The following is a 16,135-nucleotide window of genomic DNA, read 5'->3' as shown; positions in this document are numbered from 1 at the left end:
AAGCGTTGGAGTCCAGTCTAAAGGGATGAGTTCGAACTAAAAGCGCAAAGATTGCGGGGGAATGATCGATTAAATCGATTTATCCCGTGCGTCCCAGTATTGCTGGGCCAATTCGAACGCTTGCTCCCGCGGATGACCGAGGCCGCGCAAGGCCAGGGCCATGGTGGCGATCAAGGCGAGTTGCGGGTAGCTGTCCTCGACCTCGCCGCGCCACAGCGCTTTCAACTGTTCGGGCTCCAGGCTGGCCGGTTTGACATGGCGCTGGGCGGCGAGGGCGGGCCATTCTTCGTCCCAGCTTTCGCCACCGGTGCTGCCGTAGAGGTGGCTGATCGTGTCGGGGTTGATCTCGATTTCGCCGCCATCGCCCTTGACCACAATCACCGTGTCGCCGAGCAGGCCGCTGGCATCGCGGTGTACGCCCTGGTAGCCGGGATGGAAGATGCTTTGCAGGCCGCAGCGTGCATTCAGCGGGTTGAGCAGGCGTGCCAGGGAGTGGATCGGCGAGCGCAGGCCCAGGGTGTTGCGCAGGTCGATCATGCGTTGCAGTTGCGGGGCCCAGTCGCCCAGCGGGATAAATGCCAGGTTGCCGTGCTCGAAGGCTGTCTCGACCTGCTGCCAATTGCGGCACAGCGGGATCTGTAGACCTTCCAGCAATTGCTCGGTGTACAGCCGGCCGGCCGTGTGGGCGCCGCCGCCATGCATGAGGATGCGTACACCGTTCTGCGCCAGGCACTTGGCGGCCAGCAGGAACCACGGCAGGTGGCGCTTTTTGCCGGCATAGGTCGGCCAGTCGATATCCACCTCCAGCGCCGGGGCGTGCAGGCGCTCGCGCACCGCTTCGGTGAAACCGGCGAGTTCTTCCGGGCTTTCCTCTTTGTGGCGCAGCAGCATGAGGAAGGCACCGAGCTGGGTGTCTTCGACTTTTTCGTCAAGCAGCATGCCCATGGCTTCGCGGGCTTCTTCGCGGGTCAGGTTGCGCGCACCGCGCTTGCCTTTGCCCAGGATACGCACGAACGGCGCAAACGGGTGCTCGGCAGGGGTTTCGAGGGTCAGCGGAGCAAAGTCGGTCATAAGCAATTCGTCGGTCTGGGCAGGCCGGCCAGCTTGGCGGCGAGTTTGGCGGGAGTGCCGTTGAACAGTTTGTTGAGGTGCAGGCTGTTGCCCTTGTCCGCGCCCAGCTTCAAGGCGGTGTACTTGATCAGCGGGCGTGTGGCGGGGGACAGCTGGAACTCTTGATAAAACTGGCGCAGCAGCTCGAGGATTTCCCAATGCGCCGGGGTCAGCTCGAGGGCTTCGGCGGCGGCGAGGGCGTTGGCCACGTCGGCCGACCACTCGTTCAGGTCGACGAGGTAGCCGTCCTTGTCCAGTTCGAGGGTGCGCGCGCCCACGGTCAGGGTGTTCATAGCCAGGTGTTGACCTTGTCGTAGTCGATCGACAGCTGCACGAAACCTGGGTAATCCACGCAGTCGGCCCAGTCGGGCAGCGGCAGGTTGCGCGCCAGGCTGTCTTCGGCCAGCACAAAGACCTTCACGCCTTTGGTCAGCAGCGCCGGGTGACGCAGCCCGTAGGCGCCGTCGCCACAGAGCAGGATCGCATCGTCGCTGCCACAGACGCGCAGGCAGCTGTCGAGGCGGCTATCGGTAAACGGGGAGTGGGACACCACATGTAAAGTCGACATCAGAGGGTTATCACCTGGTCGTAACGGTCAATCAACTGGGAAATCTGTTCGTCGTTCAGTGGCTGTGCATTGACCGGGTGCGTCAGCCCGCGCGCAGCCAGGCTGTGGCCGCAGGCAAACACCTCGTCGATACCGAACAGCCCCAGTGCCTGCAGGTTGGCGCCGAGGTCTTTTTGCTGCACGGCCTTGGCGTCCTGGTGCGGCGCCAGTTGGAACACGCCGTCATCCAGGAACAACAGGCCGATGGGCAGATCGAACGCGCCGCCGGCCAATACGATATCCAGGGCTTCCCGCGCGCTCGGCCCGGACCACGGTGCCTGGCGGCTGATGACCAGCAAGGATTTGGACATGTCACGGCCCTCCAAAACAGATCAGGCGGTCGGCGGCCTGGGTCGCGTCGTGCAATTGCCCAAGGCCCGACAGCTCCCATGGCGCCTCCAGGTTCACCGCGCTGCGCTGGTAACGCGCGGCTTCTTCGCTGTCGAGCACGCCACGGCGCAGAGCGGCGGCGATGCACACCACGGCGTCCAACTGATGCGCGCTGACAAACTCACGCCATTGGCGAGCGATGTCTTGCTCATCCTGTGGCGCAACGATGGTGTTGGAGGCACTGTAGACGCCGTCCTGATAAAAAAACAGGCGCACAATCTCGTGCCCGCCGGCCAGTGCCGCCTGGGCGAACAGCAAGGCGCGACGCGAGGAGGGCGCATGGGCGGCGGAAAACAGTGCTATCGCAAATTTCATGGAACCCCCTGCAAGCAAACGTGGGCCAATGATAAGGCCGCCGCCGGGAAAAAGCCCGCCGTGATCAAAACGGTCACTGCCGATGATCGTTCTGACGATTGCCGTCGGCGCTGAAGGCTGACTACGCTGTCGCCAGTCGAATCGGAAACGGAGTCTCCATGTCAGGTCCCTTGGCGTCCCTTAAAGTACTGGATTTTTCCACCTTGCTGCCCGGCCCGTTTGCGTCGCTGATGCTGGCGGACATGGGCGCCGAGGTGCTGCGCATCGAATCGCCCACGCGCATGGACCTGCTGCGCGTGCTGCCGCCCCATGATCAGGGCACCTCGGCCAGCCATGCTTACCTCAATCGCAATAAGCGCAGCCTCGCCCTGGATCTGAAGCAGGCCGAGGCGCTGGAGATTGTGCGCGAGCTGGTCAAGGGCTACGACATCGTGCTCGAACAGTTTCGCCCCGGGGTGATGGAGCGCCTGGGCCTGGGGTATGCGGCGTTGAAGGCGATCAACCCGCGGCTGATTTACGTGTCGATCACTGGGTACGGTCAGACCGGCCCCTACAAGGACCGCGCTGGGCACGATATCAACTACCTGGCGTTGGCCGGAGTGGCCAGCCATACCGGGCGGCGGGACAGCGGGCCGCTGCCGTTGGGCGTGCAATTGGCGGATGTCGCCGGTGGCTCGCTGCACGCGGTGGTGGGCCTGCTCGCGGCGGTGATTGCGCGGCAACAGAGCGGCGTTGGCCAATACCTGGATGTGAGCATGACCGACTGCTCGTTCAGCTTGAATGCCATGGCCGGCGCTGGCTACCTGGCCTGTGGCGTGGAACCGGGGTGGGAGACCCATGTGCTCAATGGCGGCAGTTTCTACGATTATTACCGTTCCCGCGATGGGCGCTGGATGTCGGTCGGCAGTCTGGAACCGGCATTCATGCAGCAATTGTGCGCCGCGTTGGGGCGACCGGAACTGGCGGCACAAGGTTTGTCGCCCGAGCCTGAGCAGCAAAAGGCGCTCAAGCAGGCGCTGCAGGTTGAGTTTGAGAAGCGCAGCTTCGAGGAGTTGTGCGAGTTGTTTGCCGGGGTCGATGCGTGCGTCGAACCGGTGTTGAGCCTGAGCGAAGCCGTGGAGCATCCGCAGTTGAAGGCGCGGGAACTGGTCACCCAGGTGCCGCGGCCCGACGGCTCGACCCAGGCGCAGATGGCTTGCCCGCTGAAGTTCTCCGAAGGGTTGCCAGCCCCCCGGCATATCGGGGCGGCGGTGGGCGCGCACAGTGATGAAGTGCTGATGGAGTTGGGCTTGAGCTCACAGCGCATCAGCGCGTTGCGTGCTGCCAAGGTGATTGTGTAGTGACTGGGCGGGCCTCATCGGGGGCAAGCCCCCTCCCACAATTAGCTCTGTGAACAGGGTCAAAATGTGGGAGGGGGCTTGCCCCCGATGAGGCCCTCACACACACACCGCATATTTCACTCGACGCGAGTTTCCCCGGTAAACACCAACGTCTGCCGACAGCGCCTGCACAGATAACGCCGCCCCTGCCTCACCAGCCCATGGCGCTGTGACGAAAACGGGAAGTCGCTGTCCGCACACGGGCAGCGGTAGATATAGCGGGTCACCTGGCGGCGCTTGATCTCATAGGTGTGGCAACGGTCTGGCGGCAGTTCATACACACCGCGCATGATCAGTTGCCATTCCTCGCCATGGGGCTGGATGCGCTCGCCAAACAATTGGTGGGCGATCAGGTGCGCCACTTCATGGGCCACGGTCTGTTTCAGGAAGTGTTGGCTGTTTTCGCGGTACAACTGTGGGTTGAAGCGCAGCAGGTTTTCGTGCAAATGCGCGACACCGGCTTTCTGGCCCCGCAACTTGAGGCTGACCTGGGGGCGTTTGAAGCTTCGTTTGAAAAAGGATTCGGCTAGCAGGAAACAATCTTCGACGCGGGTATTGAGTTGCTCGGGCATGCTGTACATCTCTCCAGAGGTGGCCAGTATGCCGCAAAGGCGGGTGTTTCCGAATCGGTCAGGCGCCGAATGGTCATGCATGACGCACAAAGCCACCTTGCGGTGGCCTTGCCTGCTGGGTGAAACCGCTTAGTTGGTATAGATCGGGCCAACGCCCAGGCCCCAGACGATCACGGTGAACGCCATGATTGCCACCAGCACGACCAGACCCACGGCCAACACCGAGCTGGAAAACAGAAAGCCTTCGTCCGGATCGATGCTCATGAACGTCGGCAACCCCACATACAGCAGGTACACCGTGTAACAGATCGCCGCCGTGCCGACGACCATCCCCAGCCACATGTGCGGGTAGAGCGCCGCCAGCCCGCCGATGAACAACGGTGTCGCGGTGTAGGTGGCAAAGGCGATACAACGCGCCATGCTGGGGCTGGCGTCGTAGGTGCGCGCCATCCAGTGAATGAAGGCGCCCATGACCGCTACGCCGCCGAGCATCGCCAGGTACGACATGACGGTCATCCACAAGGCGCTTTCCTGGGTCAGCATGACCGGGGAACGACTGCCGATGACCCAGCCGACCTGGGTGGTGCCGATAAAAGCTGATACGGCGGGGATCGCCGCGAGAATCAAGGTGTGAGTGAGGTACATGTGGCTGACGCTTTCTTCTTTATCGCCACGAATTTCCCGCCATTCCTGGTCGGGATGGGTAAAAAGCCCCACGACGTGATGGATCATGCCAGTCACTCCTGTCGTTATTACCATCGCCCCCCATCGGAGCGCCCACGGGCCAGATGGCCTGAAAGGTCTGGATAGTTATGTGCGACCTCAAGTCGCAGTATAGGAAGTGATGACCGGAAAAACCGTAGGGCTTTAGAGCAAATTGCGCTGTAAACAGTGGGCTTAATCGCGGCGCGGTCTGTCGTTGGCAATGCACTCAAGTGGGGGAGGAGGTTTGCTCCCTCCCACATTGGAACTTGGTCAACCTTACCGGTAAAATACCGCGCTTTTCGTCACACACCTCTAGCGGATCCAAGCGCCATGGGCACTCTTACGGTCAACCAGAACAAACTGCAAAAACGCCTGCGTCGCCTGGCCGGTGAAGCGGTCGCCGATTTCAACATGATCGAGGACGGCGACAAGGTCATGGTCTGCCTCTCCGGCGGCAAAGACAGCTACACCATGCTCGACGTGCTGCTGCACCTGCAAAAGGTTGCGCCGATCAAGTTCGAGATCGTTGCCGTCAACATGGACCAGAAACAACCGGGCTTCCCCGAAGACGTGCTGCCGGCCTACCTCAAGACACTGGGCATCGAGTACCACATCGTCGAAAAAGACACCTATTCGGTGGTCAAGGAACTGATCCCGGAGGGCAAGACCACCTGCTCGCTGTGTTCGCGCCTGCGCCGTGGCACGCTCTACACGTTTGCCGATGAGATCGGTGCGACCAAGATGGCCCTGGGGCATCACCGCGACGATATCGTCGAGACATTCTTCCTCAACATGTTCTTCAACGGCTCCCTCAAGGCCATGCCGCCCAAGCTGCGCGCCGATGATGGACGCAACGTGGTGATTCGCCCGCTGGCGTATTGCAACGAGAAGGACATCCAGGCCTACTCCGACTTCAAGCAATTCCCGATCATCCCGTGCAACCTGTGCGGCTCCCAGGAAAACCTGCAGCGCCAGGTGGTCAAGGAGATGCTCCAGGACTGGGAACGCAAGACCCCAGGGCGTACCGAGAGTATCTTCCGCAGCTTGCAGAACGTGATCCCGTCGCAGTTGGCCGACCGTAACCTGTTCGACTTCACCAGCCTGCGTATCGACGAGAACGCCGCTTCGCGCTTCGTCAACGTGGTGAACCTCTGACGTTTCTCAACGCTCTGAACGACGGCGCTCACAGGCGCCGTTTTCATTTCAATCCCCAGGAGAGGGCATGCGCGATTACAAGTGGCTGCACGAATATTGTCTGAACCGCTTCGGTTCGGCGGCCGAACTGGAAGCCCGTCTGCCTGTGCCCAAGACGCCGGCGCAATTACGCCAGATCAGTGATGATCGCTACCTGTCGACCCTGGCGCTGCGGGTTTTCCGCGCCGGGCTCAAGCACAGCGTGGTGGATGCCAAATGGCCTGCATTCGAGCAGGTGTTCTTTGGCTTCGACCCGGAAAAAGTCGTGCTGATGGGCGCCGAGCACCTGGAGCGCTTGATGCAGGACACGCGCATCATCCGCCACCTGGGCAAGCTCAAGAGTGTGCCGCGCAACGCGCAGATGATCCTGGATATCGCCCAGGAGAAGGGTAGCTTCGGCGCGTTTATCGCCGACTGGCCGGTGACCGATATCGTCGGTTTATGGAAATACCTGAGCAAGCACGGTCATCAGTTGGGCGGGCTGTCGGCGCCGCGCTTCCTGCGCATGGTGGGCAAGGATACGTTCGTGCCGAGCGATGACGTGGTCGCGGCCCTGCACGCGCAGAAGATCGTCGACAAGGCCCCCACCAGCCTGCGCGACCTGGCGACGGTGCAGGGGGCGTTCAACCAGTGGCATGCCGAGAGCGGGCGGCCGATGTGTCAGTTGTCGATGATGCTGGCGTATACGGTCAATCATTGAGACCGAGGTGATGCCATCGTGGGCAAGCCCACTCCCACAGGAAACTGCATTTCAACTGTGGGCTTGTCCGCGATGATGATGGGTCAGGCTGGCTGACCCTCGCCGGCCAAGCGCCGATCCAACTGGAACCGCCAGCGCACATACAGCAGCGCCGTACAGAACAGCGCCAGGCTCGCCAGCATTTCCAGCACGCCGAACCACTGGCGGTTCGGGTCATACGCCGCCAGTGCGCCCTTGATGAAATACAGGTTCACCACAAAGCACATCCATGAATGTCCGCGTGCGCTGCCGATCAGTATCCCCGGCGCCAGCACCAGCAGCGGCACCAGTTCGATCAGCAGGATCACCCACGGCCGTGCGCCGTGCAGGTCGGCGACGAACAGGTAATACACGCAGAGCAAGCCCACCAGGCCGAAAAACGCCAGCAGGCTCAGGGCGCGTGCGACTTTGACCCGCGGCTCCAGCCACGCCTGGGGTGGCAGGATCTTAGGTTTTTTGGCCACGGCCGTTCTCCAGCAACGCAGCGGTTTTCGCCAGGCGCAGGCCGAGGGCCTTGCACAGGGCGATTTCATGTTGATCCAGCAGGCGCTTGCCGTCGGGGCCAGCATGGTGGCTGGCGCCATAAGGCGTACCGCCACCCTGGGTGTCGAGCAGCGCTTGTTCGCTGTAGGGCAGGCCGGTGATCAGCATGCCGTGGTGCAGCAGCGGCAGCAGCATCGACATCAGCGTGGTCTCCTGGCCGCCGTGCAGGCTGGCGGTGGAGGTGAACACCCCGGCCGGTTTGCCGACCAGGGCGCCAGTCAGCCACAGGTTACTGGTGCCGTCGATAAAGTACTTCAATGGCGCGGCCATATTGCCGAAGCGGGTCGGGCTGCCCAGGGCCAGGCCTGAACAGTTCTTCAGATCATCCAGGCTGGCGTACAGCGCGCCTTCGGCCGGAATGCTCGGCGCTACGGCTTCGCACTCGCTGGAGATCGCCGGTACGGTGCGCAGGCGCGCTTCCATCCCGCCTTGTTCGATGCCTCGGGCAATGTGCCGGGCCATTTCGCTGACCGAGCCGTTGCGGCTGTAATACAACACCAGCACATACGGCGTACTCACGGCAGGATCTCCAGCACGCTCTCCGGTGGGCGGCCGATGATGGCTTTGTCGGGGGTTTCGAGGATCGGACGTTCCATCAACTTGGGGTGCTCGGCGATGGCGGCGATCAACTGTGTTTCGCTGAGCGTCGCGTCTGCCAGGTTGAGGGTTTTGTATTCCTCTTCGCCGGTGCGCAGCAATTGGCGTGCGCTGATCCCCAGTTTTGCCAGCAGGGCCTTCAGTTGCGCGGCATTCAGCGGGGTTTCCAGGTAGCGCACCACCTTCGGCGCGAGGCCGCGTGCTTCCAGCAGTTCGAGCGCTCCGCGGGATTTCGAGCAGCGCGGGTTGTGATAAAGCGTCAGATCGGTCATGTGCGGGTCGCATCTTGCGTAAGGTGGCGGGTATTCTACCTGCGCTGCGCCCGGTCCTTAAACCGTAAGAGGCGATCCGTCGCAGCCAACGTTCATTTTTGCGAAGGATTACCCCATGACAAGGCGACTGATCGGTGCATTGGCGATCATCACAACCCTGCTGCTCAGCGGCTGCGGTAATGACTACGGCGTTGACCAATATGGCCAGAAAGTGGCGGCCGAACGCCTGGACAAGCAATGGCTGGTGGTCAACTACTGGGCGGAATGGTGTGGCCCGTGCCGCACGGAGATCCCGGAGCTCAATGCCTTGGCTGAACAGCTCAAAGGGCAGAACGTCGGCGTGTTCGGGGTCAATTTCGACAATGTGCAGGGCGCGGAACTGAAGGAAGCCAGTGACAAGCTGGGCATCAAGTTCACCGTGCTGGCGCAGAACCCGGACGGGATCTTTGATATTCCACGCAGCGAAGCGTTGCCGGTGACTTACATCATCGACGACAAGGGCAAGGTGCGTGAGCAGTTGATGGGCGAACAGACGGCACAAGGCGTGCTGGCCAAGCTCAAGGCCCTGCGCGGTTGAACATGTGGGAGGGGGCTTGCTCCCGATGGCGGTGTGTCAGCCAACATATTCGGTACTGACATAGCGCAATCGGGAGCAAGCCCCCTCCCACAGTTAGATCCCATTGAGCCTGCTATCAGCCTTCTTCCAGCCACAGGCGGATAGGCTTGCCTTCGGCCGGCCAGAAGCGGGTCTGCTCGATCGGCGAGATGTCCCAGCGCTCAACGCCTTGCAGGGCCTGGAAGAAGCGGTGTTCCTGCTCCATCAGGGCGTCGCCGCAGAGTTTGCGCGTACTGCCGATCTTGCCGAAGCTGAGTTTGTCGCCCTCCACGGTGTACGGCGCGAACCAGTGGTTGCACCCGCCGTTGCCGTAGGCGCGCCCATCGGCGCCCAAGGTGACACTCAGGTGCGCGTAATCCATCAGCGGCCGCTCACCGATCCATTCCACCACGTAGCTGTGATCCCGCTCGAGCTTTGCCGCATCGCCAGCGCAGCCCATCAGGCTCGCGCCGACGGCGGCCAGCAGAAGCAGGCCTTTCATTGCGCGGCCTTCTGGCATTTCGGGCAGCGGTGCTTGGCGCCTTCGCTGGCCCAACCCAACTCGGCAATGCGCGCATTGGCGGCCGGTTGCAGCGGTTCCTTGGTCAGCTTGGTCTCCACCGCGAATTCAAACTCCAGCACGGCCTCGCAGCTGTCGCAGTTGACCTTCCAGGTGTGAATCTCCAGTTCGCCGAACTTCGGCCCCTGGGCCATGGCGACCCACTGGCCTGCCGGGCGGATGGAGTAGCGCGCGTCACCTTCGACGGTGAGGCGCATCGACAGGGTTTTACTGCCGCGCAGGGTGACGATCAGTACGTCGCCATGCTTGATCGAACCACCGTTGCCGGTGACCTGATAGCGGCCCGGCACCAGGGCGCGGCATTCGATCAGGGTGTGTTGCGGGCTCAGCAAGCTGAAGCGGAAATCGTGTTCGGCCATGGTTCCTCCAAATAGGCGCGGCATCCTAGCACGCGCGCCTGCGGATCATGCGCCTGGTATGTGACCGCTGATCATCCGTCGACACGATTCTGCGCCCGGCCATCGGCCCAGGCCGCAATGTTGGCCAGGGTGGTCTCGGCGATCGCCGCCAGGGCCTCGCGGGTGAGAAATGCCTGGTGCGCGGTGATGATCACGTTGGGGAACGTCAGCAGGCGCGCGAGCACGTCGTCCTGCAGGGGCAGGTCGGAGCGGTCCTCGAAAAACAGCTGGGCTTCTTCTTCATACACATCCAGCCCCAGGTAGCCGAGTTGGCCGTCCTTGAGCGCTTCGATCAGCGCAGGGGTGTCCACCAGGCCACCGCGCCCGGTGTTGATCAGCATCGCGCCGGGCTGCATCTGCGCCAGGGAGCGGGCGTTGATCAGGTGCTTGCTGTCGGTGGTGAGCGGGCAGTGCAGGCTGATGATCTGCGCTTCGGCCAGCAGCTCGGGCAGGCTCACATAGCGCGCACCGAGCGCTTGGACCAGCGGGTTGGGGAACGGGTCGTAGGCCAGTAGGTGGCAGCCGAAACCGGCCATGATCTTGGCGAAGGTGGCGCCGATCTGCCCGGTGCCGACCACGCCGACGGTCTTGCCGACAAGGTCGAAGCCGGTCAGGCCATGCAGGCTGAAATCGCCCTCGCGGGTGCGGTTGTAGGCACGGTGCAGGCGCCGGTTCAGGGCGAGAATCAGCGCCACGGCATGTTCGGCGACGGCATGAGGCGAATAGGCGGGCACACGCACGATGGTCAGGCCCAGGCGTTTGGCAGCGGCGAGGTCGACATGGTTGTAACCGGCCGAGCGCAGCGCGATCAGGCGGGTGCCGCCCGTGGCCAGGTGCTCGAGCACGGGCGCGCTGAGGTCATCGTTGATAAACGCGCAGACCACTTCGTGGCGTTCGGCCAGGGCCACGGTGTCGAGGGTGAGCCGGGCGGGCTGGAATTGCAGTTCCAGGCCGGGCGGCAGCGACACGCCGAGAAAACTGTCGCGGTCGTAGGTCTGGCTGCTGAAAAGAATGACGCGCATGAAAAAGCTCCCTGCAATGTACGTTTTGGTAACGCGGACCCTGTGGGAACGGGCCCGGCGTTGTAAAAAATCTCAGGCGCTGACCCGCGCTTCACTGGCCAACCGGGCAATGGCCATGTCCAACTCGTCCAGCGCGGCCATGGCCTTGGCGTCGTCCTGCTTGAGCAGGGTTTCGGCGCGTTGGCAGGCGGCGCGCAGTTGCGGTACGCCGCAGTAGCGGGTGGCGCCATGCAGGCGATGGACGCGTTCGATCAAGGCATGGTTGTCATTGGCCTCCCGGGCGAGGGTAATGGCCAGGCGGTCGGCTTCGAGGGAGGCGAGCAACATGGCGAGCATGTCCGCCGCCAGGTCCGCCTTGCCCGCGGCCAGCCGCAGTCCTTCCTCGTGGTCCAGCACCAGCAATCGCACGCCTGGGCCGAGGCCTTCGGTCGGGCGCTCCGGCCCTTGGTTGCGCAGGGCCAGGCCGGTCCATTTCAGCACCACCTGGGCCAATTGCCGTTCGCTGATGGGTTTGGTCAGGTAGTCGTCCATGCCGCTTTGCAGCAGCGCACGCTTTTCGTTGGCCATGGCGTGGGCGGTGAGGGCCACCACCGGCAGCGGTGTACCGTGGCGCTCGCTTTCCCACTGGCGAATCGCCTCGGTGCTTTGACGACCGTCCATGCCGGGCATCTGCACGTCCATCAGCACCAGGTCGAAGGTTTCCTGCTGGACGGCATTGATGGCCGCATAGCCGCTTTCCACGGCCTGGACCTTGGCGCCCATGTCTTCCAGCAGGGTTTGCACCAGCAACAGGTTCGCCGGGTTGTCATCCACGCAGAGCACCCGCGGCGCGCGGCTGGACAACGGTTCGCCCGGTTCGCAGCGCGTGGGGCGCGGGCTGATCAGGTCGGTCAGGGCGCGGCGCAGCTTGCGCGTACACGCGGGCTTGGCCTGCAACTGGCTGTTGGGGTTGGGCACCGACGGGCTGAACAGCATTTGCTCGGTGGTCGGGCACAGCACCAGCACCTTGCAGCCCAGGTGTTCGAGGTCCCACAGATGCTGGTTGAGGCGCTCGGGCGGGAGGTCATTGGCGGTGACGCCGAGTACCGCCAGGTCGATCGCCTGTTCGGTCTGATGCGCGCCGGTGATGCCGTTGGTCAGGCTTTCCAGGGTATTGAACGGCGTGACATCCAGGCCACAGTCTTCGAGCTGGTGTTGCAAGGCCTGGCGCGCCAGTTCGTGGTTTTCCAGCACGGCCACGCGGCGGCCGAGCAGCGGCGCGCAGGGCAGGTCTTCGACGTCGTCGCGGGTCTTGGGCAGGTTCAGGCTGATCCAGAATTCCGAGCCTTCGCCCGGTGTGCTGTCGACGCCGATTTCGCCGCCCATCTGCTCGATCAAGCGCTTGGAAATCACCAGGCCCAGGCCGGTGCCGCCCGGTTGGCGCGACAGCGAGTTGTCGGCCTGGCTGAACGCCTGGAACAGCGCGCGCACGTCCTGGTTGGACAGGCCGATGCCGGTGTCCTGCACGCTGATGCGCAGTTGCACACTGTCTTCTTGTTCATCCTCGATCATCGCCCGGGCCACGATGGTGCCTTCGCGGGTGAACTTGATCGCATTGCTGATCAGGTTGGTCAGGATCTGCTTGAGGCGCAGCGGGTCACCCACCAATGCCAGCGGTGTGTCGCGGTACACCAGGCTCACCAGTTCCAGCTGTTTGGCATGGGCGGCGGGGGCGAGGATGGTCAGGGTGTCTTGCAGCAGGTCACGCAGGTTGAAGGGCACGCTGTCGAGTACCAGCTTGCCGGCTTCGATTTTCGAGAAATCGAGGATCTCGTTGATGATGCCCAGCAGGTTATCGGCGGACTTTTCGATGGTGCCCAGGTAATCCAGCTGACGCGGTGTCAGCTCGCTTTTTTGCAGCAGATGGGTGAAACCGAGGATGCCGTTGAGCGGGGTGCGGATCTCGTGGCTCATATTCGCCAGGAACTCCGACTTGATGCGACTGGCCTCCAGGGCTTCCTTGCGCGCCAGGTCCAGCTCGATGTTCTGGATCTCGATGGTTTCCAGGTTCTGGCGCACGTCTTCGGTGGCCTGGTCGATGCTGTGCTGCAGTTCTTCCCGGGCGTTCTGCAGGGTCTCGGCCATGCGGTTGATGCCTGAGGCAAGTTGATCCAGCTCCTGGCTGCCCAGCGCCGGCAAGCGGGTTTCCAGGTTGCCGTCCTTGAGTTGGGCCACGGCTTGCTTGATCTGGCCGATCGGCGAATTGATGGTGCGGCTGATGCGCAGGGCCAAGGTTGCCGTGCAGATCAGGCCGATGGCGATCAGCAGCAGGCTGGCGAACAGGCTGCGATAACCGCGCAGCAACATGCCGTTGTGGGACAGTTCCACCTCGACCCAGCCAAGCAAGCGGTCGGATTCATCGGGAATCAGCTCGCCGGCAAGGTTGCGATGACGGCCAAACACCGGCAGCAGATAGCGCGTGGCGTCGTTACCGGTGCGCTGCAACAGGTGCGAGCTGTTACCCACCGGCGGCTGGTTGAGCATGGTCGGGCCGGCGTGGGCCATCGACGAGCGGTCCGGCGCGAGGAAGGAAACGGCGCGCACGTCCTGTTGTTCCAGGGATTGGGTGGCGATGCGTTCGAGCAGGTCGGCGTTCTTGCTGCTCAGCGCCGGAGCCACCAGTGGGGCCAACTGCTCGGCGATCATTTCGCCACGTTGCAGCAACTGGGATTGCAACTCCGAGAGCTGCATCCAGGTGAAATAGCCGCCCAACAACAAGGCCATCAGACTGGTCGGTAATAAGGTCAGCAACAGTACGCGGCCTTTTATCCCCATTCTTCTAAGCACGCCACTCTCCTGCTACCACGTTGTGATCGATCGCCCGTGCAGGCATCCGGCCCGCACCCCTGCGCAGTGTAGCCATTTGCGCGGCGTGGAATCTTGCAAATTAATGACAGCAGGCAATCTTCGGGCCATTTGGCGCGACGTGGCGATTGCCTGGCGCGGAGGAATCTTGAATAATCAGTGATTGAGAATGACTTGCAGGCGCTAATGAATCCCGTGGAAGTTGGTCTACCCAGTATCCTGACCATCGAAGATGACCCCGTGCTGGGCGCCTATGTCCACGAGCATCTGGGGCGCTGTGGCTTTCAGGTCACGTGGTGCCGGAACGGCCAGCAAGGCCTGCAGATGGCCCGCGAGCACGTCTTCGACGTGGTGTTGATGGATATTCTGCTGCCGGGGCTGGACGGGCTGTCGATCCTCACGCATCTGCGCCAGAGCCATGCGGTCCCGGTGATCCTGGTGTCGGCCCTGGGCGCCGAAGCCGATCGCGTGAACGGCTTTCGCCTGGGTGCGGACGATTACCTGCCCAAGCCGTTCAGCATGATCGAGTTGCGCGTGCGTATTGAAGCCATCCTGCGCCGGGTGGCCCTGGATCGCCGTCCGCCGCTGAGTTTGCCGCCCGTGCGCGACGACGCCCGGAGCCTGCGCTTTGACGATGAACTGTCCGACGTCTTCTATCAGCAGCACTGGGCCGGGTTGACCCGCAGCGAGTACCGCCTGCTGCAGACCTTGCACAACAACGGCGAGGAAGTGCTGAGCAAAGCCTTCCTTTATCAGCACGTGCTGCAGCGCGGTTATGCGCCCCATGACCGCAGCCTCGATATGCATATCAGCCAGATTCGCCGCAAACTCAAGACCATCGGCTATAGCGAGCGTGAAGTGCGTACCGTCTGGGGTAAGGGCTATGTGTTGAGCGGTCACGATGACGGCCTTTGAGGGGGGCTTGAAACGTCTGCCGGGCAGGCACTCGTTGTTCTGGAAGTTGGCCTGCCTGCTGATTGCCTTCTGCTTGTTGATGATCTGGCTCAGTTGGTCCTGGGGCCGGTACATGGAGCAGCAGAACGCTTATCTGTCCGACACCTCCCGCGAGATTCTCAGCGGTTATGCGGCGGGAGCGGAGTTGGCCTGGAGTACCCAGGGCGCTGACGGCGTGGACGCCTGGTTGCAACTGATGGCTGCGCGTGAGCGCACCTGGATCGGCGTGATCGGCAACGACCTGCAATCCCTCGCCAGCACGCCGTTGACCGACAAGGAAAGCCAGCGCCTGACTTTTCTGCGCGGCCTGGACTGGCCGGTCAGCCGCCACGCCAAAGGCCTGCCATGGTTGAAAATCCCGTTTCCCCTGGACCCCAGTGTCGGCTCGCTGGTGATCGAGTTGCCCCAGCGCTTTATGCCGGGGCGCTACCAACTGTTCTGGCGGGTGGTGACCAATGGCGTGATTCCCGGTCTGTTTACCCTGTTGTTGTGCATCGGCCTGTACCGGCTGCTGATCATGCCGCTCAATCAATTGCGCGAGCAGGCCAACGCCTGGCGTGCCGATCAATTGAACACGCGGCTGTCCCACGATGCCACCAGCCGCCAGGATGAATTGGGCGAGCTGGGGCGGGCGTTTGACCATATGTCCGAGCGGTTGCAGGGCACGGTGGTATTGCAGCAACAGCTGTTGCGGGACATGTCCCATGAACTGCGCACCCCCCTCAGCCGTTTACGCGTGGCCTGTGACAGCGAGCAGGATCTGGCGCAACTGCGTGAACGGCTGGGGCGGGAGATCGACGTCATGCAGCGCCTGGTCGAGGACAGCCTGCAATTGGCCTGGTTGGACACCGAGCGGACGCCGCTGCCTGTCGAAGACATTCAGGTTCAGGCGTTGTGGGACATGCTCAAGGACAACGCCTGTTTCGAAAGCGATTGGCCAGCCTCGCGGCTGCCATGCCGGCTGGGGCCGGATTGTTGGGTACGCGGCAATCTGAACGCCCTGGCCCAGGCGCTGGAAAATATCCTGCGCAACGCCATACGGCATTCACCTGCGGGCGGTGTCGTCAGCCTCGATGGGCGCCGTGATGGCGCATATTGGCACCTATGGCTGGAGGATCAGGGCGGGGGTATTGATGAGCGCGATCTGGAACGGATCTTCGCGCCGTTCATCCGCCTGGACGGCTCACGGCCTGGCGACGGTGGCTTCGGGCTGGGGTTGAGCATCGCGCGCAATGCGGTGCAACGTCAGGACGGCAGCTTGTGGGCGGAGAATACCGGCCAGGGCTTGCGTGTGCATCTGCGTTTGTGCGCAGCCTAGG

The 16,135-nt window shown here is 62.7% G+C and carries 20 protein-coding genes; 6 read left to right on the top strand and 14 right to left on the bottom strand.

Going from position 1 to position 16,135, the window contains the following annotated elements:
• Positions 1-69 precede the first annotated feature (69 nt).
• From JN756_RS19095 to tusD, 5 genes are read right to left on the bottom strand one after another with little or no spacing between them, the layout of a single operon-like run.
• Positions 70-1,071, bottom strand: a complete 1,002-nt coding sequence (locus JN756_RS19095; RefSeq protein WP_108525109.1) for a glycosyl transferase family protein — start codon at positions 1,069-1,071, stop codon at positions 70-72.
• Positions 1,068-1,403: a TusE/DsrC/DsvC family sulfur relay protein gene (locus JN756_RS19090; RefSeq protein ID WP_017848035.1), complete on the bottom strand. Its 336-nt coding sequence runs from the start codon at positions 1,401-1,403 to the stop codon at positions 1,068-1,070. Before JN756_RS19090 ends, JN756_RS19095 begins: the two co-directional genes overlap by 4 nt.
• Positions 1,400-1,678 carry a sulfurtransferase complex subunit TusB gene (tusB, locus tag JN756_RS19085; protein ID WP_017848034.1) on the bottom strand — a complete coding sequence of 93 codons (279 nt, stop codon included), beginning with the start codon at positions 1,676-1,678 and terminating at the stop codon, positions 1,400-1,402. The genes JN756_RS19090 and tusB overlap by 4 nt, the downstream gene beginning before the upstream one ends.
• Positions 1,678-2,028, bottom strand: coding sequence for a sulfurtransferase complex subunit TusC (gene tusC, locus JN756_RS19080; RefSeq protein ID WP_017848033.1), 351 nt, complete (start codon positions 2,026-2,028; stop codon positions 1,678-1,680). The genes tusB and tusC overlap by 1 nt, the downstream gene beginning before the upstream one ends.
• A 1-nt stretch (position 2,029) precedes the next feature.
• Positions 2,030-2,422: a sulfurtransferase complex subunit TusD gene (tusD, locus tag JN756_RS19075; RefSeq protein WP_046382916.1), complete on the bottom strand. Its 393-nt coding sequence runs from the start codon at positions 2,420-2,422 to the stop codon at positions 2,030-2,032.
• Positions 2,423-2,580: 158 nt separating this feature from the next.
• Here tusD and JN756_RS19070 point away from each other — a divergent pair, with 158 nt between their 5' ends.
• Positions 2,581-3,762 carry a CaiB/BaiF CoA transferase family protein gene (locus JN756_RS19070; protein ID WP_057004417.1) on the top strand — a complete coding sequence of 394 codons (1,182 nt, stop codon included), beginning with the start codon at positions 2,581-2,583 and terminating at the stop codon, positions 3,760-3,762.
• A 116-nt stretch (positions 3,763-3,878) separates the two neighbouring features.
• Here the strand turns inward: JN756_RS19070 and JN756_RS19065 are convergent, their stop codons facing one another.
• Positions 3,879-4,373, bottom strand: a complete 495-nt coding sequence (locus JN756_RS19065; RefSeq protein ID WP_026140162.1) for a SprT family zinc-dependent metalloprotease — start codon at positions 4,371-4,373, stop codon at positions 3,879-3,881.
• 129 nt (positions 4,374-4,502) lie between these two features.
• The gene (locus JN756_RS19060; RefSeq protein WP_057004416.1) at positions 4,503-5,105 is read right to left on the bottom strand and encodes a Yip1 family protein; all 603 of its coding nucleotides are present in this window, start codon (positions 5,103-5,105) and stop codon (positions 4,503-4,505) included.
• A 303-nt stretch (positions 5,106-5,408) separates the two neighbouring features.
• Between JN756_RS19060 and ttcA the strand changes: the two genes are divergently transcribed.
• Both ttcA and JN756_RS19050 read left to right on the top strand, forming a co-directional pair.
• The gene (ttcA, locus tag JN756_RS19055) at positions 5,409-6,233 is read left to right on the top strand and encodes a tRNA 2-thiocytidine(32) synthetase TtcA (RefSeq protein WP_017848028.1); all 825 of its coding nucleotides are present in this window, start codon (positions 5,409-5,411) and stop codon (positions 6,231-6,233) included.
• Positions 6,234-6,300: 67 nt separating this feature from the next.
• Entirely contained in the window at positions 6,301-6,972 is a 672-nt protein-coding gene (locus JN756_RS19050) for a DNA-3-methyladenine glycosylase I (RefSeq protein ID WP_017848027.1), read from the top strand.
• An 83-nt stretch (positions 6,973-7,055) separates the two neighbouring features.
• On the opposite strand, the gene JN756_RS19045 is transcribed toward JN756_RS19050, so the two are convergent.
• Genes JN756_RS19045 through arsC form a run of 3 tightly spaced genes read right to left on the bottom strand, consistent with a single transcriptional unit; the run spans position 7,056 to position 8,423 of the window.
• Positions 7,056-7,475 (bottom strand): DUF2069 domain-containing protein, encoded by a 420-nt coding sequence (locus JN756_RS19045; RefSeq protein WP_017848026.1) that lies wholly within the window; start codon positions 7,473-7,475, stop codon positions 7,056-7,058.
• The gene (gene wrbA / locus JN756_RS19040; RefSeq protein WP_017848025.1) at positions 7,459-8,073 is read right to left on the bottom strand and encodes an NAD(P)H:quinone oxidoreductase; all 615 of its coding nucleotides are present in this window, start codon (positions 8,071-8,073) and stop codon (positions 7,459-7,461) included. The genes JN756_RS19045 and wrbA overlap by 17 nt, the downstream gene beginning before the upstream one ends.
• Positions 8,070-8,423: an arsenate reductase (glutaredoxin) gene (gene arsC, locus JN756_RS19035; protein WP_177030103.1), complete on the bottom strand. Its 354-nt coding sequence runs from the start codon at positions 8,421-8,423 to the stop codon at positions 8,070-8,072. Before arsC ends, wrbA begins: the two co-directional genes overlap by 4 nt.
• Positions 8,424-8,538: 115 nt before the next feature.
• Here arsC and JN756_RS19030 point away from each other — a divergent pair, with 115 nt between their 5' ends.
• The gene (locus JN756_RS19030; protein ID WP_017848023.1) at positions 8,539-9,000 is read left to right on the top strand and encodes a TlpA disulfide reductase family protein; all 462 of its coding nucleotides are present in this window, start codon (positions 8,539-8,541) and stop codon (positions 8,998-9,000) included.
• A gap of 115 nt (positions 9,001-9,115) precedes the next feature.
• On the opposite strand, the gene JN756_RS19025 is transcribed toward JN756_RS19030, so the two are convergent.
• The 4 genes from JN756_RS19025 to JN756_RS19010 form a co-directional block, all read right to left on the bottom strand.
• A complete protein-coding gene (locus JN756_RS19025) occupies positions 9,116-9,520 on the bottom strand; it encodes an META domain-containing protein (RefSeq protein WP_017848022.1) in 405 nt (134 codons plus the stop codon).
• A complete protein-coding gene (locus JN756_RS19020) occupies positions 9,517-9,957 on the bottom strand; it encodes a hypothetical protein (protein WP_017848021.1) in 441 nt (146 codons plus the stop codon). Before JN756_RS19020 ends, JN756_RS19025 begins: the two co-directional genes overlap by 4 nt.
• A 71-nt stretch (positions 9,958-10,028) precedes the next feature.
• On the bottom strand, positions 10,029-11,018 hold the full coding sequence (locus tag JN756_RS19015; protein WP_057004413.1) for a 2-hydroxyacid dehydrogenase: 990 nt from the start codon (positions 11,016-11,018) through the stop codon (positions 10,029-10,031).
• Positions 11,019-11,090: 72 nt separating this feature from the next.
• A complete protein-coding gene (locus JN756_RS19010) occupies positions 11,091-13,844 on the bottom strand; it encodes a response regulator (protein ID WP_046382920.1) in 2,754 nt (917 codons plus the stop codon).
• Positions 13,845-14,048: 204 nt separating this feature from the next.
• On the opposite strand from JN756_RS19010, the gene JN756_RS19005 reads away from it, so the two are divergent.
• Both JN756_RS19005 and JN756_RS19000 read left to right on the top strand, forming a co-directional pair.
• The gene (locus JN756_RS19005; protein ID WP_201021175.1) at positions 14,049-14,777 is read left to right on the top strand and encodes a response regulator transcription factor; all 729 of its coding nucleotides are present in this window, start codon (positions 14,049-14,051) and stop codon (positions 14,775-14,777) included.
• Positions 14,764-16,134: a sensor histidine kinase gene (locus tag JN756_RS19000; protein WP_046382922.1), complete on the top strand. Its 1,371-nt coding sequence runs from the start codon at positions 14,764-14,766 to the stop codon at positions 16,132-16,134. The genes JN756_RS19005 and JN756_RS19000 overlap by 14 nt, the downstream gene beginning before the upstream one ends.
• Position 16,135 lies beyond the last annotated feature (1 nt).

This window comes from Pseudomonas sp. Y39-6 (assembly GCF_023651955.1).
GTDB classification, from domain to species: Bacteria; Pseudomonadota; Gammaproteobacteria; order Pseudomonadales; family Pseudomonadaceae; genus Aquipseudomonas; species Aquipseudomonas veronii.
This window is presented reverse-complemented; position numbering and strand designations above follow the sequence as displayed.

Excerpts from the sequence above, each read along its gene's own strand:
- JN756_RS19095 (WP_108525109.1), bottom strand. The coding sequence starts at position 1,071 with ATGACCGACTTTGCTCCGCTGACCCTCGAAACCCCTGCCGAGCACCCG.
- JN756_RS19090 (WP_017848035.1), bottom strand. The coding sequence starts at position 1,403 with ATGAACACCCTGACCGTGGGCGCGCGCACCCTCGAACTGGACAAGGAC.
- tusB (WP_017848034.1), bottom strand. The coding sequence starts at position 1,678 with ATGTCGACTTTACATGTGGTGTCCCACTCCCCGTTTACCGATAGCCGC.
- tusC (WP_017848033.1), bottom strand. The coding sequence starts at position 2,028 with ATGTCCAAATCCTTGCTGGTCATCAGCCGCCAGGCACCGTGGTCCGGG.
- tusD (WP_046382916.1), bottom strand. The coding sequence starts at position 2,422 with ATGAAATTTGCGATAGCACTGTTTTCCGCCGCCCATGCGCCCTCCTCG.
- JN756_RS19070 (WP_057004417.1), top strand. The coding sequence starts at position 2,581 with ATGTCAGGTCCCTTGGCGTCCCTTAAAGTACTGGATTTTTCCACCTTG.
- JN756_RS19065 (WP_026140162.1), bottom strand. The coding sequence starts at position 4,373 with ATGCCCGAGCAACTCAATACCCGCGTCGAAGATTGTTTCCTGCTAGCC.
- JN756_RS19060 (WP_057004416.1), bottom strand. The coding sequence starts at position 5,105 with ATGATCCATCACGTCGTGGGGCTTTTTACCCATCCCGACCAGGAATGG.
- ttcA (WP_017848028.1), top strand. The coding sequence starts at position 5,409 with ATGGGCACTCTTACGGTCAACCAGAACAAACTGCAAAAACGCCTGCGT.
- JN756_RS19050 (WP_017848027.1), top strand. The coding sequence starts at position 6,301 with ATGCGCGATTACAAGTGGCTGCACGAATATTGTCTGAACCGCTTCGGT.
- arsC (WP_177030103.1), bottom strand. The coding sequence starts at position 8,423 with ATGACCGATCTGACGCTTTATCACAACCCGCGCTGCTCGAAATCCCGC.
- JN756_RS19030 (WP_017848023.1), top strand. The coding sequence starts at position 8,539 with ATGACAAGGCGACTGATCGGTGCATTGGCGATCATCACAACCCTGCTG.
- JN756_RS19025 (WP_017848022.1), bottom strand. The coding sequence starts at position 9,520 with ATGAAAGGCCTGCTTCTGCTGGCCGCCGTCGGCGCGAGCCTGATGGGC.
- JN756_RS19020 (WP_017848021.1), bottom strand. The coding sequence starts at position 9,957 with ATGGCCGAACACGATTTCCGCTTCAGCTTGCTGAGCCCGCAACACACC.
- JN756_RS19015 (WP_057004413.1), bottom strand. The coding sequence starts at position 11,018 with ATGCGCGTCATTCTTTTCAGCAGCCAGACCTACGACCGCGACAGTTTT.
- JN756_RS19005 (WP_201021175.1), top strand. The coding sequence starts at position 14,049 with ATGAATCCCGTGGAAGTTGGTCTACCCAGTATCCTGACCATCGAAGAT.
- JN756_RS19000 (WP_046382922.1), top strand. The coding sequence starts at position 14,764 with ATGACGGCCTTTGAGGGGGGCTTGAAACGTCTGCCGGGCAGGCACTCG.